The organism is Streptococcus macacae NCTC 11558, from assembly GCF_000187995.2.
Classification (GTDB): Bacteria; Bacillota; Bacilli; order Lactobacillales; family Streptococcaceae; genus Streptococcus; species Streptococcus macacae.
Genome location: NZ_AEUW02000001.1, coordinates 623034 through 646953, shown reverse-complemented (window position 1 = coordinate 646953; position 23920 = coordinate 623034). Strand labels below are relative to the sequence as shown.

Below are 23920 nucleotides of genomic sequence, written 5' to 3'. Positions count from 1 at the left end.
GTGTAGAGAAAATGAAGAAATTATTGATTTATTTTAAAGGGTATATTAAAGAAACACTGTTAGGTCCTCTTTTTAAATTGCTGGAAGCTTCTTTTGAGCTTTTGGTACCGCTAGTAATTGCTAGATTAGTAGATCGTTACATCCCTCATAATGATAAAAATCATCTCTATTTGATGATTTTCTTTCTGATTTTATTAGCACTATTAAATATTATAGTAGCTATTTTTGCACAATACTTCTCAGCAAGAGCAGCAGTGGGCTATACTAAAAAGCTAAGTCAAGATCTTTTTGAAAAAATCATGCGGCTGCCTAAGGAAAGCAGAGATAAATTGACCACTTCAAGCCTGGTCACGCGTTTAATCAGTGATACTTATCAGATTCAAACGGGGATTAATCAATTCTTAAGACTTTTTTTACGAGCGCCTATTATCGTTTTTGGCTCTGTTTTAATGGCCTTCTTTATCAGTCCCCGTCTTACCGTTTGGTTTTTGGCTATGGTGGCAGCTCTGTTTTTATTAGTTTATCTATTGTCAGTAGTTGTCAATCCGCTTTATGCTCATCTTCGCCGGCTAACGGATGAAATTGTTAGCTTAACACGTGAACAACTAGAAGGCAACCGTGTTATTCGAGCATTTGGTCAAGTTCAAGCTGAAGAGAAGAATTTTCAAGAAAATAATGAGACTTATACAAATTGGCAATTGAAAACAGGACGCTTAGCCACTTTGATTACGCCTTTGACCTATTTTTTTGTAAATGCAACGCTGATTATTGTTATTTGGCAGGGGCAGCTAGCAATTGCAGATAATGTTTTAACCCAAGGAATGTTAATTGCTTTGGTAAATTACTTGCTGCAAATCCTGGTAGAACTCTTAAAACTAACGATGATGCTTTCTTCTTTGAATCAAAGTTTTATAAGTGCTAAAAGGATTAATCAAGTATTTGAACAAAAAGAAGAAAATATTACTCAAGCTTTACCTTTAGAAACTGTAAAAGAAGATATCGTCTATAAGCTTGAAAACGTAACATTTACTTATCCTCATGCAGCAAGTCCTGTTTTGCAGGATATCTCTTTTACTGTTCCCAATGCTTCATTTTTTGGAATTATTGGGGGAACAGGATCTGGAAAAACGAGCTTGATTCAATTATTGATGCATCTATATGTTCCGCAAAAAGGAAGAGTCAGTCTTTTTCAAAAGCATAGAAGTGCTGAAACGCTTAAGGAGTGGCGCCAATGGGTTCGCTTAGTTCCTCAAAAATCTGAATTATTTCAAGGAACTATTCGTTCAAATTTAACTTTGGGAATTAAAGAAGAAGTTACAGATAAAGCGCTCTGGCAAGCTCTTGATATGGCTCAGGCTTTAGATTTTGTCAATGAAAAAAAGGGAAAGCTAAATGCTCAGGTGGAAGCTTTTGGCCGTAATTTTTCAGGAGGCCAAAGACAACGCCTAACGATTGCCCGTGCTTTACTTCAGAAATCTCCTGTTCTTATTTTAGATGATGCCACATCGGCCCTTGATTATTTAACGGAGACTAAATTGCTTAGTGCGATTAAACAAAATTTAAAAGATACTGTTTTGATCATGGTATCTCAGAGAACCAACAGCCTTTTGCAAGCTGATAATATTTTAGTTTTGGATCAAGGAAGACAGCTTGCTCTAGCCAGTCATGAACAGCTGCTTGAGACAACTTCCCTTTATCAAGAGATTCATTATTCGCAACATCCACAAGAGGAGGCTGCCCGTGAAAGCTAAAAATAATAAAAGTATTCTTAAACGACTGACAGCAGATATCCTCAAGCAAAAGAAACTCGTTTTTTGCGCCCTTCTTGGTATTTTTATCCAAGTTGGGCTAACTGTTTATTTTCCTGTTTTAATTGGACAGGCAGTTGATGCTGTCATTGCTAAAGATGTTCATCGTATCTTACCGATGATTATCTTTAAAATGATCCTTGTTGTGCTCTTCAATACTTTGATTCAATGGTTAAACCCTCTTATTTACAATCATCTGGTCTTTATTTATACGCAGACATTGCGGCAGAAGATTATTGACAAAATATACCGTCTTCCTATTTCTTATCTGGACAGACATTCTTCAGGTGATTTAGTAAGCCGCATGACAACAGATGTGGAGCAGCTGTCCAATGGTCTTTTGATGGTCTTTAATCAGTTTTTTGTAGGACTTCTAACGATTATTTTGACGATCATTACTATGGCTAAATTAGATCTATTAATGGCATTTTTAGTTTTAGCTTTGACCCCTTTATCTTTGTTTGTAGCACGCTTTATTGCCAGAAAAAGTTTTTCGCTTTATCAAAATCAGACACGAGCAAGAGGAAAATTTACACAGCATATTGAAGAAAGTTTACGCCAAGAAAGTCTGATTCAAAGTTTTAATGCACAAGAACAATTTATTGATCGCTTTAAGCAGTTAAATGAAAGCTATGCCGACTATTCTCAGGGAGCCATTTTTTATTCATCAACTATCAATCCGGCAACTCGCTTTATTAATGCTTTGATCTATGCTTTATTAGCAGGGATAGGTGCTTTTCGTATTATAGCTGGTCATTTTACAGTTGGACAGCTAACAACCTTCTTAAATTATGTAACACAATATACGAAACCATTTAATGACATTACAGCTGTTTTATCAGAATTGCAAAGTGCTCTAGCTTGTGCCGAGAGAGTTTACCTCATTTTGGATGAAAAAGAAGCAAAGGATTCTGGCACAAAAATTTTACTAAGCGATTCTGTCAAAGGATCTTTTGAGTTTGATAAGATCAGCTTTGGTTATGATAAAAATCAGACACTGATCAAAAATTTATCGATGGATATTCCTCAAGGGTCTAAGGTAGCTATTGTTGGGCCAACCGGTGCTGGTAAATCAACACTCATTAATCTGTTGATGCGGTTTTACGATTTAAATAGCGGTCATATTTTATTAGATGGACAGTCCATCAAAGAATATACAAAGACTTCCTACCGTAGACAGATTGGAATGGTTTTACAAGAAACATGGCTAAAAACGGCTACTGTTTTGGAGAATATTGCTTTTGGCTATCCGCAAGCTAGCAGAGATCAGATCATTGCAGCAGCAAAAGCAGCCAATGCAAATTTCTTTATCCAACAATTGCCGCAAGGCTATGATACTTACCTAGCTGATGCTGGAGAGTCACTGTCGCAAGGGCAAAGGCAGTTACTGACCATAGCGCGTATTTTTGTCCATATTCCTAAAATCTTAATCTTAGATGAAGCCACTTCGTCAATTGATACACGTACAGAAAGTTTAGTACAGGAAGCTTTTGAAAAACTGATGAAAAATCGGACAAGTTTCATCATTGCTCACAGACTGTCCACAATTCAAAATGCAGATATTATTCTTGTAATGGTTGACGGTAATATTGTTGAACATGGAAAACATAAGGAGCTGATGGCACAAAAAGGAGTTTATTACCGTATGCAAATGACCCAGCAAGCCTAAAAATATAAGATCTGACTTGTTAGGCAGCCATAATGATGAGTTCTTATTTACTATTCATAATATAAAAACGAGCAGGATTTTTAAACCTGCTCGTTTTTATATTATGAATTTCATCATTGTTCCACAAAATGATTAATTTCTTTTTCTATATGGGCAATTTTTCTTTCCGCATCTATTAATGAATCACCGACAGTTGCGATATAAAATTTAATTTTAGGTTCAGTTCCTGATGGGCGAACTGCAATCCAAGAATCGTCTGATAAAGTATATTTGAGGACATTGCTTGGCGGTGTTGTTAGCTTTTCAACTCCAGAAGCTGTAGTTGAAATCTGTGCTTGGAAGTCTTCAGTCTTAACAATATCAGTGGCATTGAACTGTTTTGGTCCTTTATCACGGAACTTATCCATAATTTTTTTGATTTCAGCAGCTCCATCAACACCTGAAAGAGTAACAGAAATAGTCTTTTCAGCAAAATAACCATATTCCTTGTAGATTTCATCAATACCATCTGCAAGTGTTAAACCGCGTGAGCGATAATAAGCAGCAATTTCAGCAACAATTAAGACAGCTTGGACAGCATCTTTATCACGAACAAAGGGTTTAATAAGATAGCCAAAACTTTCTTCAAAACCAAACATGTAGGTGTGATTATGCTTATCTTCAAATTCTTGAATTTTTTCAGCGATAAACTTGAAACCAGTTAAAACATTAAACATGGTTGCGCCATAACTTTCAGCAATCTTGGTTACCAATTCTGTTGATACAATGGACTTGCAAAGAGCAGCATTGGTAGGTAGAGTACCGGCAGTTTTATGAGCCTCAAGAATATATCTTGCGATGATAGCACCGATTTGGTTTCCTGAAAGATTCTTGTAAGAACCATCTGCTTGACGGATTTCAACTCCAAGACGATCGGCATCTGGATCTGTTGCCACTAAAACATCCGCGTCAACCTGACGTCCCAGTTCTTCGGACAAGCGGAATGCTTCCTGATTTTCTGGATTTGGGGATTTAACTGTTGAAAAATCAGGATCTGGAACGGCTTGTGCTTCAACTACTTGGACAGAATCAAATCCAGCTTGCGCCAAAGCACGGCGGGCTAACATTTCACCCGTACCATGGAGAGGAGTGTAGACGATTTTCATATCTTTGCCATATTCATCAATTAGTTTTTGATTGATATTCACATCTTTTACTTCTTTCAGATACTCAGCATCAACAGCTTCACCAATAACTTCAATTAAACCTGAAGCTTTGCTTGTTTCCAAATCAGCTAAGGCAATTGAAAAAGGATCATCAATAGCGCGGATAAAATCTGTTAAAGCATCGGCATCAGCTGGCGGCATTTGACCGCCGTCTTCCCCATAAACTTTATAACCATTAAATGGAGCTGGATTATGACTGGCAGTTACCATAATACCGGCAAAAGCTCCTAAATGCCGAACAGCAAAGGATAATTCCGGTGTTGGACGAAGAGACTCAAAAACGTAAGATTTTATACCGTGCTGTGCTAATACCTGTGCAGATTCAAAGGCGAATTCCCGAGAGAAGTGTCTAGAATCATAAGCAATTGCTACACCGCGTTCTTTAATAGAGTCATCTTTTGTTTCTATTAATTTTGCAAGGCCTTCAGTAGCTTGACGAACTACGTAAATATTGATGCGATTAGTCCCAGCACCAATATAGCCGCGCATACCAGCTGTACCAAATTCAAGATTAGTATAAAAGGCATCCTCTTTTGTTTTTTCATCCATTGCCGTCAATTCTTCCCTGAGATAGTCAGGAAGCTCTGTGTAATTTAGCCATTTTTGATAATTTTCTTGATAAGTCATTATGCACAAACTCCTTTATAAATGAAAATTGCTGTTAATAATTAACCGCTTTCATTATAACACTTTCATTAAAAAAAATCACGCTTTCACATGATTATTTTTTAACTATAGCTATTCTAGGAATAATGATAACCGTAAGAACTGCTGATATGATCATTTCAGCAATTGAATTAGCTGATATTACCCCGGCTAGCATTGCTTGGATATTACCGCCGTAAACAGAAGAAAAGAAAACAAAAATACCTGTGAGAACAAAGAGAGTATTGACTGCTGATCCAACAGCTCCCGCTAAGAGAAGTCCAAAACGATTCGGAAGTAAGTTATAAACAAAGTAAGGAAACACACCAATTAGTATTCTAGGAACAAAAGCTATAATCAAGGAATTAAAATTTCCGTGTTCCACAAAAGGAGAAAAGAGATAGCTAGTCGGCAAGAGAATAAGACTGTTATGGATAAGGCTAATTAGACCCATAAGTCCGCCTAAAGTTGCTCCGATTCTAGGACCATAGGCTATTGATGCTATAATAACAGGAATATGAACTATCGTTGGCTTAATAGGTACTGGCCAGAGATTAAAGATCATATTTGAAAGCAGATGGATGACCACCATAATGGCAAAAAAGATAGCGATTATGGCGATATCAGATGATTTTCTTTTCTTTTTCATAAATCCTCCTTGAATTTAACTGTAAAATGATCTGTTGCTTGGATAAAAACATTTATTTTCAATCCAAGAAGTCTCAGAATCCTAGCAGCTTTTCTGCTCTTTGGATAATCTTATCTAGATCTGCCAGAGCTCCTCGTCCTAAATCACCACAAGCCAGTAAACTTTCCCGCGGTTCAATTTCTTCATAGCCAATTCTTTTTAATTTGGCAATATTTTCTTGTGTGATAGGATGGTCATACATTTGGGTATTCATAGCCGGAGCAAATAATTTAGGTGTTTTTGAAGGCAGAGCCAAAGCAACACTAGTCACGATATTGTCAGCAAATCCATGAGCTAAATGTGCAATCGTATTAGCAGAAGCTGGTGCCAGCAAAAACAGATCAGCTTGTTTAGCGAGTTCAATATGATTAATAACAGCAGGGTCTTTTTCTGTCATCGTATCTAAAGAAACAGGATTTTTTGATAGAACTTGAAGGGTCAAGGGGGTGATGAAGTCCGTTGCTGCTTTAGTCATTACAACTGAAACATCAAATTTTAACTTTGTGAATCGGCTGCTGAGATCGGCTGCTTTATATGCTGAAATGCTGCCTGACACTGCAAGAAGTATTTTTTTAGTCATGATTTGTCCTTACCTTTTCAAAGATTAACTGAGCAATTTCAGATTTAGTTTGTGCTTTAAAGACATGGTGCTTATCCAATAGATAAGCAATGTGCTTATCATGTGAAATTTGGGCAAGATCGTTTGCTAAAACATAGTCAGCTTGATTATTATGCAAACTTTCACGAGCTGTATTTAGAAGTTCTTCTTTATTCGTTTTAACAAGCAATTTAAATCCAATTAATGTAATGTTAGGATTCCACTTTTTCACAAGTGAGATAACTTTAGGGGTCTTTTTTAGGAAGAGAACTTGATAATCAGCTTTTGAAGAAATTTTACTTTCTGTATTTTTATGATGCAGTAAAGTCTCCATATTTTTTGTATGCTCTAGTGTTTTTACATCGGTCATGTAGACAGGAGTATAGTCAGACACTGCCATACTATGAATAAAAATATCATGTTCTTTCACGAGTGGCTCTAAAGTTTCAATAAGGCTCTCAACGTTTGTGACTTCCAAAATAGAAAGGTTTTTATGTTTGTTTGGCTTAACAGCAGCAGCGGTTGTGACTAAGGTAACATGATCTCCCTTATTTAAAAATAAGTCTGCCATTTTTTTTCCGAGTCTGCCTGTTGAGTGATTAGTAATGCTGCGGACACTGTCTATACTCTCGCTTGTACCACCGGATGTTATCAAAATTTTCATAGTGCTATTTTACAAAAAAAATATCTCTGCGTAAATCATTTATTATCAAAAAATAAGTTTATATTATCTTTTTTAAATGATTAAAGCAAAAGACGAATGATAATGCTGTATTTCAATAATAAAATGCGTTTTTTATAAAACTTTGTTATAATGATAAAAATAAATAAATAGGAGCTAATATGAAAACAGATATTGAAATCGCTCAAAGCACTGAATTACAGCCTATTGCTGAAGTTGTTAAAAAATTAGGAATCACCTTTGATGATTTGGAACTCTATGGCAAATATAAGGCCAAACTAACCTTTGATAAAATTAAGGCTGCTGAAAAAAATAAAGTTGGTAAACTTATCCTAGTAACAGCCATCAACCCAACTCCAGCAGGTGAAGGAAAATCTACAATAACTATTGGCCTTGCTGATGCTCTCAATAAAATCGGTAAAAAGGCAATGATTGCTATTCGAGAACCTTCTCTTGGCCCTGTGATGGGGATTAAAGGCGGAGCTGCTGGTGGCGGTTATGCTCAAGTTTTGCCTATGGAAGATATCAATCTTCACTTTACCGGTGATATGCATGCTATCACAACAGCAAACAATGCACTTTCGGCTCTGATTGACAATCATTTGCATCAAGGAAATGAATTAAAAATTGATCAAAGACGGATCATTTGGAAACGTGTGGTTGATTTAAATGACCGAGCTCTTCGCCATGTCACAGTTGGTTTAGGAAGCCCTGTAAACGGTATTCCGCGCGAAGATGGTTTTGATATTACAGTGGCTTCTGAAATAATGGCCATTTTGTGCTTAGCAAAAGATATCAAGGATCTCAAGGAACGTTTAGCAAATATTGTTATTGGTTATCGTTATGATCGTACTCCTGTTTATGTTCGTGATTTAAAAGTAGAAGGGGCACTGGCTCTTATCTTAAAAGAAGCTCTTAAACCTAATTTAGTTCAGACTATCTATGGAAGCCCGGCTTTTGTCCATGGCGGACCGTTTGCCAATATTGCCCACGGCTGCAACTCTGTTCTTGCGACTTCTACAGCTCTTCACTTAGCTGATTATACAGTGACAGAAGCAGGGTTCGGGGCTGATCTTGGGGCTGAGAAATTTCTTGATATTAAGACACCAAATCTTCCTACAAGCCCTGATGCAGTCGTCATTGTTGCAACTATCCGAGCATTAAAGATGAATGGCGGTCTTGCTAAAGATGAGCTCAGTCAAGAAAATATAGAAGCTGTTAAAGCTGGATTTGCTAACCTGGCCCGTCATGTTGAAAACATCCGTAAATATGGTATACCTGCAGTTGTTGCTATTAATGAATTTGCAACAGATACACAAAATGAGATTGCAACATTGCGTGAACTTTGTGCCCAGATTGATGTGCCTGTTGAACTAGCCAGTGTTTGGGCTGACGGCCCTGATGGTGGAGTAGCATTAGCTGAAACATTGGTAGAGACTATTAATTCTACCCCTGCAAATTATAAGCGTTTATACGATGATGAACTAACTGTGGAAGAGAAAATTAGTCAAATCGCGCGTGAAATCTACCGTGCAGACAAAGTTATTTTTGAAAAAAAAGCTAAAACACAAATGACTCAAATCGAAAAAAATGGTTGGGATAAATTGCCGATCTGTATGGCTAAAACCCAGTATAGTTTTTCAGATGATCCAGCACTTTTGGGAGCACCAAAAGGATTTACCATTACTATTCGTGACTTGGTTCCCAAATTAGGAGCAGGCTTTATTGTTGCACTTACTGGTGATGTTATGACTATGCCTGGACTGCCGAAAAAGCCAGCTGCTCTTAATATGGATGTCACAGATGATGGGGCAGCTCTTGGTTTATTTTAAATTTAAAATTGACTAATCAACTGATTATTAAGATAAGGAGGATATATATGAAAATTAGAAGTGCTTGTCAAAAAGATGCCCAGCAATTAGTTTCCATCTACGCCCCTTATGTTAAAAATACTGCGATTACTTTTGAATACGAAGTTCCTAGTATAAAAGATTTTGAAAAGCGTATTAATACAACATTAAAAAAATTTCCTTATCTCATTGCAGAAGAAGAAGGAATTATTCAGGGTTATGCTTATGCTTCAACTTATTATGACCGTTCAGCCTATGATTGGACTGCAGAACTATCTGTTTATGTCAAAGAAGATGCTCGCAAAAAGCAGGTTGGAAGCCAACTCTATGATGCTTTAGAAGCCGCACTTCAAAAGGCGGGTTTTGTTAATCTTTTAGCTTGTATCACCCTATCTAATGAAGCAAGTCTAGCCTTTCATAAAAAAAGAGGTTATGATCAAGTTGCGCATTTTAAAAAAATAGGCTACAAATTTGATAAATGGTACGATATTGTTTGGCTGCAGAAACGATTATAGTCATAACCACTCCTTTGATGGGTGGTTTATTAGTTTCATATATTATAAAATGAGATAAATTAAAGGCATATAGTCTAACAAAGTGTTTTCCTATAAGCCTAGAAATTCTATTTTTAGCAAAAATATGTTATAATAATTCTCTAATTATTACTCTATAGTATAAAGAAAGTATAAATATAAAAATGAAAAAGAAATACTTCATTGGCGGCTTTTTTATCATTATCGTTGCCTTTATTTTAGGATTTTTTTATTTTCAAAATCCAGCTGGACATCTTAATAAAAGAAAATATAGTCAATCAACTGCTCCGACACTCTTCTTTCATGGTTATGGCAGCAGTGCTAATGCTGAAAAACATATGGTTAATGCGGCTAAAAGAGCAGGTGTTACTAAAACCGTCATTCGAGCAGAAGTTGATCATAAAGGCCAAGTTGTACTGAAAGGAAAAATTCCTAAAAATGCCATTAATCCCATTGTAATGGTTAACTTTGCTGATAATCAAAATCCAAATTATGATGTAGATGCTAAATATGCTGAAGCAGTTGTTAGCCAATTAAGCAAAACTTACCAGTTTAAAAAAATGAATATGGTCGGCCATTCTATGGGAAATATGGCTATTAATTTTTACATGCTAAAGAACGCTCAGAATAAAAATTTACCGCAATTGCAAAAACAGGTTGATATTGCTGGCCATTTTAATGGTATTAAAGGGTATGATTTACCTGAAGGAGTAGAAGTTGATTCTAAGACAGGAAAACCTAGCCAAACGACTGCTGCTTATGAAGAATTACTGCAATTACGTGAACGTTATCCTGAGAACCAAGTTAGTGTTTTAAATATTTATGGTGATAAAGGAGATGGCTCTGATGGCCCCGTTTCAAATACATCATCGCAAACATTAAAATACCTCATCGGAGACAGAGCTAAATCTTATAAGGAACATAAGTTTACTGGGAAAATGGCCAGCCATAGCAATCTTCATGAAAATCCCCAAGTTGACAAAATGCTGATTAACTTTTTATGGGGAAAATAAGAAGAATGTTATAAGTTTTAAAGTTAAAAAGGAAAGCAAGGACAGTTGAACTCTCCCCTTGAAAAATCGTTAGATTTTGAATCTAACCTTTTGGGGAGCAGCACACAAAGACAGTCTGCTTTTTTTTAATTTTTGAGATTTCATTATCTAGAGATCGTTTCTTTGAAAAAGAGTAAAACTGTTACAAGAGCTTTAGGAATAAAACTACTACGCTACAGATGGATTTACCAGACTAAGATATTAAAACTTCTTCACCTCTATATTGCTATTTTTTTCACAAAATTATATAATTAAAGAAAATACTTTATAACTATTTATTTGGAGGTATTACTATGAAAGCTATTGTTGTTAATGAAGCATCTACAGGTGTTGAAGTTAAGGATAAACCAATCCCGCAAATCAAACATGGCGAAGCTTTAGTTAAAGTAGAATACTGCGGTGTTTGTCACACTGATTTGCATGTTGCCCATGGTGATTTTGGGCAAGTACCAGGCAGAATATTAGGACATGAAGGTATCGGTATCGTTACCGAAGTCGCTGATGATGTGACCTCATTAAAAGTAGGTGATAGAGTAAGTATTGCTTGGTTCTTTGAAGGCTGCGGTCATTGTGAGTATTGTACAACAGGACGAGAAACTTTATGCCGAAGTGTCAAGAATGCTGGTTATAATGTTGATGGCGGTATGAGTGAATATGTTGTTGTAACAGCAAATTATGCTGTTAAAGTTCCAGAAGGACTAGATCCCGCTCAGGCTAGTTCGATCACTTGCGCTGGCGTGACTACTTATAAAGCTATTAAAGAAGCAGGAGCAGCACCAGGTAAATGGATTGTTATTTATGGAGCGGGAGGTTTGGGAAATCTCGCTGTCCAATATGCTAAAAAGGTTTTTAATACGCATGTCGTAGCAGTTGATATCAATGCAGATAAGCTAGATTTAGCGAAAAAAGTAGGAGCTGATATCATTATTAATGCAAAAGAAGTTGAAGATGTTGCTGCTCGCATTCAAGAGCTAACAGGTGGATGCCATGGTGCAGTCGTGACAGCTGTTTCAAAAGTCGCCTTTAATCAAGCTGTTGATAGCGTTCGTGCAGGCGGAACAGTAGTAGCAGTTGGTCTGCCTTCAGAATATATGGAACTAAGTATTGTGAAAACTGTTTTAGATGGTATTAGGGTTGTTGGTTCTCTTGTAGGAACACGAAAGGATCTGGAAGAAGCTTTTGATTTTGGAGCACAAGGCTTAGTTGTCCCTGTAGTTCAAAAACGAGCTGTTGATGATGCACCAGCAATTTTTAACGAAATGGAAGCTGGTCAAATTCAAGGACGAATGGTTTTAGATTTTACAAAAGAAGGCTGATAGCCCATCATATCGTTTTCAAAGGAAGAGTCAAAATAATAATAGGGTTGGAAATATAAAATGCTCCAACTCTATTTTACTGTAAATAAGTAACAAGGCGGATTAAATGACACAATACTTAACTATAGATATCGGCGGAACCTTTATTAAATATGCATTAATAGACAGAAAACTTGAGTTGAACCAGACCGGTAAATTTCTTACTGAAGATAGCATGAGCACTTTTCTAAATAGCCTTGAAAAATTAATTCAGACTTATCAATCCCAAATATCAGGTCTATGTATCGCTTGTCCAGGGCAAATAAATGCTGAGATAGGTTACATTTTTAGAGGGGGATTAATTCCTTACCTAAAAAATTTTCCATTAGCTTCTTTTCTTAAAACAAAATTTTCTCTACCGGTAACTATCATTAATGATGCTAATGCTGCAGGGTTAGCAGAAGCTAGATATGGTAATTTAAGAAGTATTCAGTGCGGAGCAGTTTTAACATTAGGAACAGGGGTTGGTTTGGCTTTAGTCTCAAATGGAAATCTGCTAAGTTTCAAAAATTTTCAAGCCAATGACATTTTGGTTAGTCCCAAAAGGCGTTATCCAAGCTCATTGACCAAACCAGATAAACAGTTAATACAAAAAGAAGTTTTCAAATTAGGTCAAAAAGGCATTGAGAGTCTTTTAGAAAACAGTGGTTCTGCTGTTCAATTTATTGATAAAGCAAGTAAATGCTTGAATCTTCCGTCAGCAGATGGTCAAAAAGTATTCGAGGCTTTAACCACTAAATCTACAATAGAGTTGACGGCCCTATTTGAAAGTTATTGTCGTGAAATCGCCTATTTAATTTTAAATTTACAAACTATTTTCCGCCTAAAAAAATTGTTAATAGGAGGTGGAATCAGCAGTCAAAAGCTACTGATCGAAGGAATAAGAAAACAGTATGCCCAACTTTTAACAGAAGAAAAATGGGCTAGCTGCCTAGAAAGCTGTTGTATTGATTCTTGCCGTTTTCATAATCATGCTAATTTAATAGGGGCTTTCTGTCATTTTCAAGATCTTAATAAATTGGAATAATATTTTTTGAGGTTATTTTTTAAATATAAAAAAGCTTATATTGAACTAGATACCAAAAGTTCATGTATTGAACAAATGCTTGGTTTAGTGCAATTAAGCTTTATTTAATATTTGATGATAACAATAAATGTGTTATGACTGTAAAATCAAAGGTTTTATTCCCATTCAACAGTTGCAGGCGGTTTGCTTGTAATATCATAAACGACGCGATTAACATGATTAACTTCATTTACGATACGAACTGAAATTTTTTGAAGTACTTCCCAAGGGAGGCGGGCAAAATCAGCAGTCATACCATCAATGGAAGTGATAGCGCGAATGGCAATCGTATAATCATAAGTGCGGCCATCTCCCATAACTCCCACTGAGCGAACACCGGTGTTAACAGTGAAATATTGCCAAACATCGCGATTCAAACCTGCTATAGCAATTTCTTCACGAAGAATAGCATCTGATTCACGAACGGTTTCTAATTTTTCAGCAGTAATTTCTCCCATGATACGAATAGCCAGACCAGGTCCTGGGAAGGGCTGACGCCAAACGATCTCGTCTGGCATTCCTAATGCAGTACCAAGTTCACGAACCTCATCTTTAAAAAGTGTGTTAAGAGGTTCAATTAACTCAAATTGCATATCTTCCGGCAGGCCGCCTACATTATGATGAGATTTAATTGTTTGTGCTGTTTCAGTACCTGATTCAATCACATCTGTATAGAGAGTACCTTGTGCAAGAAAATCAACTCCCTTTAATTTGCTGGCTTCATCATCAAAAACATAAACAAATTCATTTCCAATGATCTTACGCTTTTTCTCTGGATCTTCAATCCCAGAAAGAAGGTCTAAGAAACGTTGAGAAGCGTCTACTCGGATAATGTTGAGACCGAATTTTCCGCCCAGCATTGTCATCACTTGATCACCTTCACCTTTACGAAGAAGGCCGTGATCAACAAAAATACATGTTAATTGATCTCCAATAGCTTTTTGAAGAAGGACACCAACGACTGACGAATCTACTCCGCCTGAAAGACCCAAAAGAACTTTTCGGCTGCCCACCTTTTCACGAATTTTTGAAATTTCCATGTCAATGAAATTGGTCATAGACCAATCACCTTTAGCTCCGCAGATATCTAAGGCAAAATTACGCAAAACAGTATGACCGTATTCAGAATGACGTACTTCTGGATGAAATTGAATGCCAAAAATTTTCTTTTTTGGATTTTCAATAGCAGCATAGGGACAGTCGTTTGATTCACCTATCAATTGAAACCCAGCTGGAATGGCTGTAACTGCATCGCTGTGGCTCATTAATACAATCTGTTCTTTTGGTGTATTTTCAAATAATGGCGATTCATCTACCAAATGCAAGGTGGACTGACCGTATTCACTATTGCCGGTCTGTCCGGCAGGGACAACTTTTCCGCCTAATTTAGAGGTTAACAGCTGCATACCGTAGCAGATACCAAGAATTGGAATTCCAAGCTCAAAAATTTCTTCGTCAATATCAAATGCGTCTTCAGAATAAACTGAATTTGGCCCACCTGAAAGAATAATACCAATAGGATTAATAGCACGCACTTCATCGGCTGTGATCTTATGGCTCTTTAACTCTGAGAAAACCCCTAGTTCACGAATACGACGTGCAATCAATTGATTGTACTGGCTACCATAATCAAGTACGATAATTTTCTGAATATCACTAATATCAGTCATTATGTTCCTTTCTATTTATTATTTGCTAAAGTTTTAGCAAAAACATAGTAATCTTATTTTAACACAAATTGAAACATTTTTCAGTAGCTTTTAGGGAAAATGGAAATGATAGAAAAGGAAGTTCACTTAAAAGTTCCAAAGGGACATATTCTAATACGGTTTCCCACAACATGTATTAGAAAGGCTCTTTACAAATGAAGCAAAAATTTGATACTATTAGTAAAAAATCTTTAACAGGCAAGGAGAAAAGATGCTGCCCGCTTATATTCGTATTCATGATCATATCAAAAAGGAAATTGATAAAAGTTTATGGAAAATAGGAGATCGTCTCCCAAGTGAACGCGATCTGGCGGATCAATTTAAAGTTAGCCGCATGACTTTACGTCAAGCTATAACTCTTTTAGTTGATGAGGGAATTTTAGAAAGACGTATTGGAAGCGGTACTTATGTAGCCAGCAGCCGTGTTCAGGAAAAAATGACTGGAACAACCAGTTTCACGCAAATTGTCAGCTCTCAAGGAAAAATACCTTCTACTAAAGTTATCTCCTATCAGCGGGTACACCCTAATGAACAAGAAACAGGTTTTTTAAATATTAAGCCCAATTCATATGTTATCCGCATGAAGCGTGTCAGATATGCTGATGACCTTCCGGTGGTGTTTGAAATTACTGCGATTCCTGAACGAATTATAAAAAATTTTAAAAAAGAAGATATCACAGAGCATTTTTTTCAAACTTTAACTGATAATGGCTTTGTGATTGACAAGAGCCAGCAAACAATATCTGCAAGAAATGCTGATGAACAAACAGCGCATTTTCTTGAAATATCAAAAGGCCAAGCTGTCTTAAGTTTGACTCAGGTTTCTTATTTTGAAGACGGAATTCCTTTTGAATACGTACGCAGTCAATATGTTGGTGAGCGTTTTGAATTTTATTTAGAAAATAAGTAAGTATAATATGGCAAAGAAAGATAAAACAATTAGTAATCCTCGTTATCAAAAAGTAGCAATAGGAATTGCTCAACGGATTGTAGATGGAAAATTCTCCGTAGGACAGAAAATTAAATCGCGTTCTACTATTTCTAGTTATTTCAATGTATCCCCTGAAACAGCTAGAAAAGCAATTAATGTTTTAGCTGATTTAGATATAGTCTCCATCAGACAAGGAAGCGGCGTTGTTGTAGTTTCTAAAGATAAAGCAGCGGAATTTCTTCAAAAATTTGAAGTAACCTTTTCGTTAAAAGAAATCAAAAAAGATATTCAAACCAGCATTGCTAGACAAAAACAAGAGCTAGAAACAATTGACAAACTGACAGAAACTTTTCTTTCTCAAGCAACACAGCTGCGCAAGAAATTTCCTTTTGAACCCTTTGAATTACATTTAAATAAAGAAAGCGACAACCTTAATAAAAGCCTATCCGAATTAAATCTGTGGCATCAGACAGGAGCAACAGTGGTGGCTTTAAAAAGTAAAGAAGAGCTGCTCTTATCTCCGGGACCATATGCAACAGTGCGAAAGGACGATACTCTTTATTTTGTGGGAGATGAATCCTCCTTTGTTCGTATGCAACATCTGTTTGACATCTCCTGATAAGGAAATTTAATATTGAAAATAAGAATTTTATGACGATTTTTTTGACATAGTAACCATATAATATTATAATAGTATGGTCACTTATATTTATCAGATTAGAAATGGGGGATAAAGTGGACAAGAAAACAAGTAAACTTGAAGTAAAGCATCTCACAAAAATTTTTGGTAAAAAACAAAAAGCAGCTTTTGAGATGATCAAGGAACAAAAAAGTAAAACGGAAATATTAGAGAAAACCGGAGCAACAGTCGGAGTCTATGATGTTAGCTTTGAAGTTAATGAAGGAGAAGTCTTTGTTATCATGGGGCTTTCCGGCTCTGGTAAATCAACTCTGATTCGTTTGCTTAATCGCTTGATTGAACCTTCATCAGGTGATATTTATATCAACGGCAATGACATTGCTAAAATGAATACAGAAGAACTTCGTGAAGTTCGCCGTCATACACTCAATATGGTTTTTCAAAATTTCGGACTCTTTCCGCATAAGACTATTTTGGAAAATACGGAGTTTGGGTTAGAATTAAGAGGTGTTCCTAAAGAAGAACGTACTGAGCGCGCTGAGCGTGCCCTTGATAATTCAAATCTTTTAGCATTTAAGGACCAGTATCCTAGCCAGCTTTCTGGCGGGATGCAGCAGCGTGTTGGCCTTGCTCGTGCCTTAGCCAATGATCCTGAAATTCTGTTAATGGACGAAGCCTTTTCAGCTCTTGATCCTTTGATTAGAAAAGAAATGCAAGATGAACTTTTAGACTTACAGGAAAAAGTTCATAAGACAATCATCTTCATTACCCATGATTTGAATGAAGCTCTTAGAATTGGTGATCGCATTGCTCTTATGAAGGATGGACAAATCATGCAGATTGGTACAGGTGAAGAAATCTTAACAAAACCAGCCAATGATTTTGTTCGTGAATTCGTTGAAGACGTTGATCGCTCAAAAGTCTTAACAGCTCAGAATATTATGATTAAGCCACTGACAACGGCTATTGAAGTTGATGGTCCTCAAGTTGCTTTGACAAGGATGCATAATGAAGAAGTCAGCATGTTAATGGCTACAGATAGACGCCGACAATTAGTTGGTTCTGTGACAGCAGAGGCTGCAATTGAAGCAAGACAAAAAGACCTTCCTCTATCAGAAGTCGTTGATCGTGATGTTAGGACTGTTTCCAAAGACACTGTTATTACTGATATTATGCCTTTGATTTATGATTCAGCTGCGCCAATTGCAGTAACTGATGATGATAATCGCCTATTGGGAGTTATCATCAAAGGCCGTGTTATTGAAGCTCTCGCTAATACAAAAGATGATACAGAAGTAGAAGGAGGGGAAGAATAGTTTTGAATATACTTTTATTAGGAAAACTGCCCGTTGCTAATTGGATAGAAGATCTAACAAATTGGATTACTAAAACTTTCTCGGGTCTGTTTAATTTTATTCAATCAGTCGGAAATTTCATCATGGATGGAATTACAAATACTCTTTTATTTGTTAACCCGTTTCTTTTAATTGCTCTTATTACAGTAGCAGCCTTTTTCTTAGCTAGAAAAAGATGGACATTGCCTGCCTTCACTTTAGTTGGATTGCTTTTTATCTATAATCAAGGTCTTTGGGATGATTTGATAAACACCTTTACTTTAGTTTTAGTATCTAGTTTTGTCTCAATTGTTATTGGGATTCCTTTGGGAATTTGGATGGCTAAAAATAATACTGTCAAGCAGATTATTAATCCAATCTTAGACTTTATGCAAACTATGCCAGCCTTTGTTTATCTGATTCCTTCCGTTGCCTTTTTTGGTATTGGAATAATCCCTGGCGTTTTTGCTTCTGTTATTTTTGCTTTACCACCAACAGTTCGTTTTACGAACCTTGCTATTCGTGAAATTCCAACAGAACTAGTTGAGGCTTCCGAAGCATTTGGTAGTACGTCTAGCCAAAAATTATTTAAAGTTGAATTACCTTTAGCCAAAAATACTATTATGGCTGGTATTAATCAAACTATTATGTTAGCCCTGTCAATGGTGGTAACAGGTTCAATGATTGGAGCTCCTGGTCTTGGACGCGGTGTCTTATCAGCTCTTCAACATGCTGATATTGGTTCTGGGTTTGTCAATGGTCTTGCTTTGGTGATTTTAGCTATCATTATTGATCGCTTTAGCCAAACAGCTAACCAGAAAGCAGGTAGTGCTAGTCAAAAGTCCTCAAAAACAAATACTATTGTAGCTCTGACGGCCATCATATTATTTGTTTGTACCGGCATTGCTCGTATCTTTGTTCAAGGACAATCGGCAGGCGGAGGACAAACTGTCAAACTATCCTATGTTGAGTGGGATTCTGAAGTTGCTTCAACAAATGTTTTAGGACAAGTTCTAAAAGATCAAGGTTACAAAGTTGAAATGACTCCTCTTGATAATGCTGTTATGTGGCAGTCCGTTGCTAAGGGCGAAACAGATGCTATGGTCAGTGCTTGGTTACCAAATACTCATGGCGATCAATATAAGAAATATAAGAAGGACATCGTTGATTTAGGTCAAAACCTTAAAGGTGTCAAACTGGGTCTTGCCGTGCCAACATACATGAAGAATGTTAACAGTATTGAAGATTTATCTGATCAAGCTGGGAAAAAGATCACAGGTATTGAACCTGGAGCAGGTATCATGAAAGCTGCTAATAAAGCTTTGAAGTCTTATAGCAACTTATCCGGTTGGGAATTAGTATCATCTTCAACTGGTGCGATGACAACAGCACTGGATCAAGCTTACAAAAATAAAAAGGATATTGTTGTAACTGCTTGGTCTCCACACTGGATGTTTGCTAAATATAAAATGAAATATTTAAAAGATCCTAAGAAAGACTTTGGAAGTATTGAAAGTATTCATTCCATTACACGTAAAGGTTTCAAGAAGGATAGACCAAAAGCAAATAAAATTATTGATAAATTTAATTGGTCACAAAAAGATATGGAAGCTGTTATGCTGGATATCAATAATGGTATGTCTCCAGAAAAAGCAGCCAAAAAATGGATCAAAGAGCATCCTAAAAAGGTTGCTTCTTGGACAAAATAAGATTATTAAATTTATCTCAATGAGAGTGGGGCTGTCGTCCTGCTCTTATTTTTAGCTTTGTTTACAGATGATTTTAAATAGTGAATATGATAAAATATGAGTTATGGAAATTGAGAAAACCAACCGTATGAATTCTCTTTTTGAATTTTATGCAGCTTTGTTAACTGATAAACAAATGAATTACATAGAACTTTACTATGCTGATGATTATAGTCTAGCGGAAATTGCTGAGGAATTCCAAGTTAGCCGTCAAGCTGTTTATGATAATATTAAGCGCACAGAGAAAATTTTGGAAGACTATGAGATGAAGTTACATATGTATTCTGACTATATTGTACGAAGTGAAATATTAGATGATTTAATGGGCAAATATCCAGATGATCCCTATATTCGAGATAAAATTTCACTACTAATACATATTGATAATAAAGAATGAACACAACTATATTTTACGAAAAAGGAGCTAAATTATGGCATTTGAAAATTTAACAGAACGTTTGCAAAATGTTTTTAAAAATATTCGAGGAAAAAGAAAACTATCGGAAAAAGATGTTCAAGAAGTCACAAAGGAAATTCGCTTAGCTCTTCTTGAAGCCGACGTTGCTTTACCGGTAGTAAAAGAATTTATTAAGCAAGTTCGTTCACGCGCTATTGGACATGAAGTTATTGATACACTTGATCCTTCCCAACAAATTATTAAAATTGTCAATGAGGAACTGACTGCTGTTTTAGGCTCGGAAACGGCTGAAATCATAAAGTCACCTAAAATTCCTACTATTATCATGATGGTTGGTCTTCAGGGTGCCGGGAAAACTACTTTTGCTGGTAAACTTGCCCATAAGTTAATAAAAGATGAAAATGCCCGTCCTATGTTGATCGCAGCTGATATCTATAGACCCGCTGCTATTGATCAATTAAAAACATTGGGTGAACAAATAAACGTACCGGTGTTTGATATGGGAACAGAACATTCAGCAGTAGAGATCGTAAGTCAAGGTTTGGCTCAAGCCAGAGAAAATCATAATGATTATGTCTTGATTGATACAGCTGGTCGGTTACAAATTGATGAAAAATTAATGGCTGAGCTTCGTGATGTAAAAGCTTTAGCACAGCCTAATGAAATTCTTTTAGTTGTAGATAGTATGATCGGTCAAGAGGCTGCTAATGTTGCTTACGAATTCAACAAACAACTAGATATCACAGGTGTTGTCCTTACTAAAATTGATGGAGACACTCGTGGCGGTGCAGCTCTCTCGGTTCGCCAAATTACAGGTAGACCTATTAAATTTACTGGTACGGGTGAGAAAATTACTGATATTGAAACTTTTCACCCTGATCGCATGTCCAGTCGTATCCTTGGCATGGGAGATTTGCTGACACTTATTGAAAAAGCTAGCCAAGATTATGATGAACAAAAAACCGCAGAATTAGCGGAAAAAATGCGGGAAAATACATTTGATTTCAATGATTTTGTTGACCAGCTAGATCAAGTTCAGAATATGGGACCGATGGAAGATATTCTAAAAATGATTCCAGGAATGGCCAATAATCCTGCCTTAGCCAATATTAAAGTTGATGAACAGGAGATTGCACGAAAACGAGCTATTGTATCTTCTATGACACCAGAAGAACGTGAAAATCCTGAATTATTAAATCCAAGCCGCAGGCGTCGTATTGCTTCAGGTTCCGGCAACACTTTTGTTAATGTTAATAAATTTATTAAAGATTTCAACCAGGCTAAACAAATGATGCAAGGAGCAATGTCTGGTGATATGAATAAGATGATGAAACAAATGGGGATAAATCCTAATAATATGCCCAAAAATATGGATAAATCAGCTTTAGATGGTATGATGGGACAAGGCGGCATGCCTGATATGTCTGCACTAGGCAATGGTAATATGGACATGAGCCAAATGTTTGGCGGTGGTCTTAAAGGTAAAGTAGGAGAATTTGCCATGAAACAGTCAATGAAAAAAATGGCCAAAAGAATGAAAAAGGCTAAAAAACGCCGGAAATCATAAAAGTTCATATAAATCGTTTCAATAAATTCTATGTGAAAATTCTTTAAATACAACAGCTAAATCCTAATTTGCTGTAATTTACTATTTGGCAGTGTATAATCGTTGTTGATCATCATACTATGGACATTATTTAAAATTTCCGTTATAATAGACATTATTTAAAATTTCCGTTATAATAGACATTATTGGAGGTATGAAATGACTTACATAGCTATTATTGGAGATATTATCTCTTCGAAAAAAATAGAACAACGCCCAGAAGTTCAAAAAAAACTCCAGCGGATACTTGAGGAGATTAATACCTATTATGCTTCTGTTATTACATCTCCTTTTACAATAACAACAGGCGATGAGTTTCAGGCCTTGCTGCTGCCTAATAGCATTGTTTTTAAAATTATTGATACTATATCCATGCAGTTTCAGCCTTATCAAATCCGTTTTGGAATTGGCCTAGGATCCATTTTGACAGATATCAACCCTCAGCAAAGTATCGGTGCTGATGGACCTGCCTATTGGCAGGCTAGAAGTGCTATTAATTATATTCACGATAAAAATGATTATGGTATTAATCATTTAGCAGTCAGCTTAGACGACAGTAATATGACAGAATATATTAATGCTGTTTTATCAGCATGTGAGTTTATAAAATCTAAATGGACAACCAGTCAGTATGAGATTTTAGAAGGTCTTTTAAAAGAGGGAATTTATGAAGAAAAATTTTCTCATAAAAATATGGCTCAACTACTTGGCCTTAGTCCGAGTAGTTTTAATAAGCGACTAAAATCGAGTGGTTTAAAAATTTATTTAAGAAATAAAAAGCTGGCTTCAGACTTATTGCTTAAAGCTTTTGAAAAAAAGAAGGGAGAAGTGAAGAATGACCAGTCTTAGTATGTTTTCACAGTTCTTGACAAATAACCCCGTATTGACTCTTCTTTTAATAGCTCATTTCTTAGCTGATTTTCAATGGCAAAGTCAAAAGATGGCAGAGTTAAAGTCCTATAAATGGGCTTATCTTTTAAAGCATCTTTTTATTGTTGCTCTACCTCTAATACTTATTGCTTTTTTAGTGCCGCGTTCTCTATTTTTAGTCTTTTTGATTTTTATCAGTCATGCCGTTATTGATACAGCTAAATTATTATTTTATCCTTTATATAAGTCGCATTCATTAGCCAAAGAAATTTTTATCATTGATCAAACTTTGCATTTGTTAATTAATTTTATATTATATCAAATATTTGGAAAATCGCTTTCGTTTTGGCCAGCAAATTTAAATTATTTTCTAAAACTATTTTTATTTCTAGTACTTATTACTAAACCCATTAATATTATTTTTAAGCTTTTTTTCAACAAATACCAAGTTAAAGATAAAGTTGAAGATGAAACCATTATAGGAGCAGGTGCTACAATTGGAGTACTAGAACGCTTTATTATGGGAATCTTTCTCTTATTTGGTCAATTTGCTTCTATTGGCTTAGTATTTGCAGCTAAGTCTATCGCTCGTTACGATAAAATTTCGAAAAATCAAGCTTTTGCGGAGTATTATTTAATCGGTTCTTTATTTAGTATTATCAGTGTTTTAACTATTTATGCCATCTGTATACTATAAAAAATTAGAGCAAAGAAACAACCCTATTTAATTGTTAAATTTTATGTCTAAAATTTTGAAGTGTGGGTTCTTTTCTCTAATTTTTTTGTTTTTTCCCTACATCACGAATGTTAATAATGGAGGGAAAAAGCAAATATGTATACAATTCAATTTCAAAAAGAAGCACTTTTGCCAAGAGAACGTTTAGAGACTTACGGTGCTGAAAATTTAAGCAATCAAGAATTATTAGCCATTTTTCTTCGAACAGGCACTAAGAAAGAACATGTTCTTAGTCTTTCAAATACGATTTTAAGTAATTTGGAAAGTCTGGCAGATCTTCAAAGCTATTCTCTAGAAGAATTGCAGTCAATTGATGGTATTGGAAAGATTAGATCTATTGAGATAAAAGCCATGCTTGAATTATCTAAACGGATTTTTTCATCTGAATATAACAAAAAAGAACGTATCTTAAGCAGTGAACGCTTGGCAAAACTGATGATTGCTGAGTTGGGCGAAAAAAAGCAAGAGCATCTTGTTGCTCTATACCTTGATACACAAAACTATATTATTAAAAAGCAAACTATCTTTATTGGCAGTGTTAGAAGATCTATAGCCGAGCCTCGCGAAATTCTTCACTATGCTTGTAAAACAATGGCAACTTCTCTAATAATTGTTCATAATCATCCATCAGGTGAAACTTATCCTAGTGAGAATGACTTATATTTTACAGAAAAAATAAAACGATCATGTGATGATATAGGAGTTGTCCTCTTAGATCACATAATCGTTGGTAGAAAAGGATACTATAGTTTTCGTGAAGAGACGGATATTATTTAG

At 35.8% G+C, this 23920-nt stretch carries 21 protein-coding genes; 16 read left to right on the top strand and 5 right to left on the bottom strand.

Annotation, left to right across the window (positions count from 1 at the left end; genetic code table 11):
• The first annotated feature begins 11 nt into the window (after positions 1-11).
• A complete protein-coding gene (locus tag STRMA_RS03160; RefSeq protein WP_003078500.1) occupies positions 12-1751 on the top strand; it encodes an ABC transporter ATP-binding protein in 1740 nt (579 codons plus the stop codon).
• Positions 1741-3477, top strand: a complete 1737-nt coding sequence (locus STRMA_RS03155; protein ID WP_003081265.1) for an ABC transporter ATP-binding protein — start codon at positions 1741-1743, stop codon at positions 3475-3477. Before STRMA_RS03160 ends, STRMA_RS03155 begins: the two co-directional genes overlap by 11 nt.
• Before the next feature lie 113 nt (positions 3478-3590).
• Here the strand turns inward: STRMA_RS03155 and STRMA_RS03150 are convergent, their stop codons facing one another.
• The 4 genes from STRMA_RS03150 to STRMA_RS03135 form a co-directional block, all read right to left on the bottom strand.
• The gene (locus tag STRMA_RS03150) at positions 3591-5309 is read right to left on the bottom strand and encodes a phospho-sugar mutase (RefSeq protein ID WP_003079385.1); all 1719 of its coding nucleotides are present in this window, start codon (positions 5307-5309) and stop codon (positions 3591-3593) included.
• 94 nt (positions 5310-5403) lie between these two features.
• Positions 5404-5976 (bottom strand): ECF transporter S component, encoded by a 573-nt coding sequence (locus STRMA_RS03145; protein WP_003081821.1) that lies wholly within the window; start codon positions 5974-5976, stop codon positions 5404-5406.
• Between the two features lie 73 nt (positions 5977-6049).
• On the bottom strand, positions 6050-6595 hold the full coding sequence (gene coaC / locus STRMA_RS03140; RefSeq protein WP_003078624.1) for a phosphopantothenoylcysteine decarboxylase: 546 nt from the start codon (positions 6593-6595) through the stop codon (positions 6050-6052).
• Complete coding sequence (locus STRMA_RS03135) at positions 6588-7277, bottom strand: phosphopantothenate--cysteine ligase (RefSeq protein ID WP_003080152.1); 690 nt, start codon at positions 7275-7277, stop codon at positions 6588-6590. Before STRMA_RS03135 ends, coaC begins: the two co-directional genes overlap by 8 nt.
• Before the next feature lie 179 nt (positions 7278-7456).
• Here STRMA_RS03135 and STRMA_RS03130 point away from each other — a divergent pair, with 179 nt between their 5' ends.
• The 5 genes from STRMA_RS03130 (at position 7457) to STRMA_RS03110 (ending at position 13112) form a co-directional block, all read left to right on the top strand.
• Positions 7457-9127 (top strand): formate--tetrahydrofolate ligase, encoded by a 1671-nt coding sequence (locus STRMA_RS03130; RefSeq protein WP_003078973.1) that lies wholly within the window; start codon positions 7457-7459, stop codon positions 9125-9127.
• 47 nt (positions 9128-9174) lie between these two features.
• Positions 9175-9660 carry a GNAT family N-acetyltransferase gene (locus STRMA_RS03125; protein ID WP_003079643.1) on the top strand — a complete coding sequence of 162 codons (486 nt, stop codon included), beginning with the start codon at positions 9175-9177 and terminating at the stop codon, positions 9658-9660.
• Positions 9661-9842: 182 nt separating this feature from the next.
• Positions 9843-10691 (top strand): alpha/beta hydrolase, encoded by an 849-nt coding sequence (locus STRMA_RS03120; RefSeq protein WP_003079285.1) that lies wholly within the window; start codon positions 9843-9845, stop codon positions 10689-10691.
• A gap of 332 nt (positions 10692-11023) precedes the next feature.
• Complete coding sequence (adhP, locus tag STRMA_RS03115; RefSeq protein ID WP_003081077.1) at positions 11024-12046, top strand: alcohol dehydrogenase AdhP; 1023 nt, start codon at positions 11024-11026, stop codon at positions 12044-12046.
• A gap of 106 nt (positions 12047-12152) precedes the next feature.
• On the top strand, positions 12153-13112 hold the full coding sequence (locus STRMA_RS03110; protein WP_003081070.1) for an ROK family protein: 960 nt from the start codon (positions 12153-12155) through the stop codon (positions 13110-13112).
• A gap of 155 nt (positions 13113-13267) precedes the next feature.
• On the opposite strand, the gene guaA is transcribed toward STRMA_RS03110, so the two are convergent.
• Positions 13268-14821 (bottom strand): glutamine-hydrolyzing GMP synthase, encoded by a 1554-nt coding sequence (gene guaA / locus STRMA_RS03105; RefSeq protein ID WP_003079309.1) that lies wholly within the window; start codon positions 14819-14821, stop codon positions 13268-13270.
• Positions 14822-15071: 250 nt separating this feature from the next.
• Between guaA and STRMA_RS03100 the strand changes: the two genes are divergently transcribed.
• From STRMA_RS03100 to radC, 9 genes are all read left to right on the top strand, one after another.
• Positions 15072-15770, top strand: coding sequence for a GntR family transcriptional regulator (locus STRMA_RS03100; protein WP_003079664.1), 699 nt, complete (start codon positions 15072-15074; stop codon positions 15768-15770).
• A gap of 7 nt (positions 15771-15777) precedes the next feature.
• Positions 15778-16410: a GntR family transcriptional regulator gene (locus STRMA_RS03095; protein WP_003081968.1), complete on the top strand. Its 633-nt coding sequence runs from the start codon at positions 15778-15780 to the stop codon at positions 16408-16410.
• 104 nt (positions 16411-16514) lie between these two features.
• Entirely contained in the window at positions 16515-17747 is a 1233-nt protein-coding gene (locus STRMA_RS03090) for a quaternary amine ABC transporter ATP-binding protein (protein ID WP_003081939.1), read from the top strand.
• A gap of 2 nt (positions 17748-17749) precedes the next feature.
• Positions 17750-19474, top strand: coding sequence for an ABC transporter permease/substrate binding protein (locus STRMA_RS03085; protein WP_003079541.1), 1725 nt, complete (start codon positions 17750-17752; stop codon positions 19472-19474).
• 103 nt (positions 19475-19577) lie between these two features.
• Positions 19578-19910, top strand: a complete 333-nt coding sequence (locus STRMA_RS03080) for a putative DNA-binding protein (RefSeq protein ID WP_003079156.1) — start codon at positions 19578-19580, stop codon at positions 19908-19910.
• Positions 19911-19944: 34 nt separating this feature from the next.
• Positions 19945-21498 carry a signal recognition particle protein gene (gene ffh, locus STRMA_RS03075; protein ID WP_003080618.1) on the top strand — a complete coding sequence of 518 codons (1554 nt, stop codon included), beginning with the start codon at positions 19945-19947 and terminating at the stop codon, positions 21496-21498.
• Positions 21499-21696: 198 nt separating this feature from the next.
• Positions 21697-22386, top strand: a complete 690-nt coding sequence (locus tag STRMA_RS03070; RefSeq protein WP_003081618.1) for a SatD family protein — start codon at positions 21697-21699, stop codon at positions 22384-22386.
• On the top strand, positions 22373-23104 hold the full coding sequence (locus tag STRMA_RS03065; protein ID WP_003080122.1) for a DUF3307 domain-containing protein: 732 nt from the start codon (positions 22373-22375) through the stop codon (positions 23102-23104). Before STRMA_RS03070 ends, STRMA_RS03065 begins: the two co-directional genes overlap by 14 nt.
• Before the next feature lie 135 nt (positions 23105-23239).
• A complete protein-coding gene (gene radC, locus STRMA_RS03060) occupies positions 23240-23920 on the top strand; it encodes a RadC family protein (protein ID WP_003082114.1) in 681 nt (226 codons plus the stop codon).

Excerpts from the sequence above, each read along its gene's own strand:
- ffh (WP_003080618.1), top strand. The coding sequence starts at position 19,945 with ATGGCATTTGAAAATTTAACAGAACGTTTGCAAAATGTTTTTAAAAAT.
- coaC (WP_003078624.1), bottom strand. The coding sequence starts at position 6,595 with ATGACTAAAAAAATACTTCTTGCAGTGTCAGGCAGCATTTCAGCATAT.
- STRMA_RS03160 (WP_003078500.1), top strand. The coding sequence starts at position 12 with ATGAAGAAATTATTGATTTATTTTAAAGGGTATATTAAAGAAACACTG.
- STRMA_RS03130 (WP_003078973.1), top strand. The coding sequence starts at position 7,457 with ATGAAAACAGATATTGAAATCGCTCAAAGCACTGAATTACAGCCTATT.
- STRMA_RS03080 (WP_003079156.1), top strand. The coding sequence starts at position 19,578 with ATGGAAATTGAGAAAACCAACCGTATGAATTCTCTTTTTGAATTTTAT.
- STRMA_RS03120 (WP_003079285.1), top strand. The coding sequence starts at position 9,843 with ATGAAAAAGAAATACTTCATTGGCGGCTTTTTTATCATTATCGTTGCC.
- STRMA_RS03100 (WP_003079664.1), top strand. The coding sequence starts at position 15,072 with ATGCTGCCCGCTTATATTCGTATTCATGATCATATCAAAAAGGAAATT.
- radC (WP_003082114.1), top strand. The coding sequence starts at position 23,240 with ATGTATACAATTCAATTTCAAAAAGAAGCACTTTTGCCAAGAGAACGT.
- STRMA_RS03145 (WP_003081821.1), bottom strand. The coding sequence starts at position 5,976 with ATGAAAAAGAAAAGAAAATCATCTGATATCGCCATAATCGCTATCTTT.
- STRMA_RS03070 (WP_003081618.1), top strand. The coding sequence starts at position 21,697 with ATGACTTACATAGCTATTATTGGAGATATTATCTCTTCGAAAAAAATA.
- STRMA_RS03110 (WP_003081070.1), top strand. The coding sequence starts at position 12,153 with ATGACACAATACTTAACTATAGATATCGGCGGAACCTTTATTAAATAT.
- STRMA_RS03150 (WP_003079385.1), bottom strand. The coding sequence starts at position 5,309 with ATGACTTATCAAGAAAATTATCAAAAATGGCTAAATTACACAGAGCTT.
- STRMA_RS03095 (WP_003081968.1), top strand. The coding sequence starts at position 15,778 with ATGGCAAAGAAAGATAAAACAATTAGTAATCCTCGTTATCAAAAAGTA.
- STRMA_RS03090 (WP_003081939.1), top strand. The coding sequence starts at position 16,515 with ATGGGGGATAAAGTGGACAAGAAAACAAGTAAACTTGAAGTAAAGCAT.
- guaA (WP_003079309.1), bottom strand. The coding sequence starts at position 14,821 with ATGACTGATATTAGTGATATTCAGAAAATTATCGTACTTGATTATGGT.
- STRMA_RS03065 (WP_003080122.1), top strand. The coding sequence starts at position 22,373 with ATGACCAGTCTTAGTATGTTTTCACAGTTCTTGACAAATAACCCCGTA.
- adhP (WP_003081077.1), top strand. The coding sequence starts at position 11,024 with ATGAAAGCTATTGTTGTTAATGAAGCATCTACAGGTGTTGAAGTTAAG.
- STRMA_RS03125 (WP_003079643.1), top strand. The coding sequence starts at position 9,175 with ATGAAAATTAGAAGTGCTTGTCAAAAAGATGCCCAGCAATTAGTTTCC.
- STRMA_RS03135 (WP_003080152.1), bottom strand. The coding sequence starts at position 7,277 with ATGAAAATTTTGATAACATCCGGTGGTACAAGCGAGAGTATAGACAGT.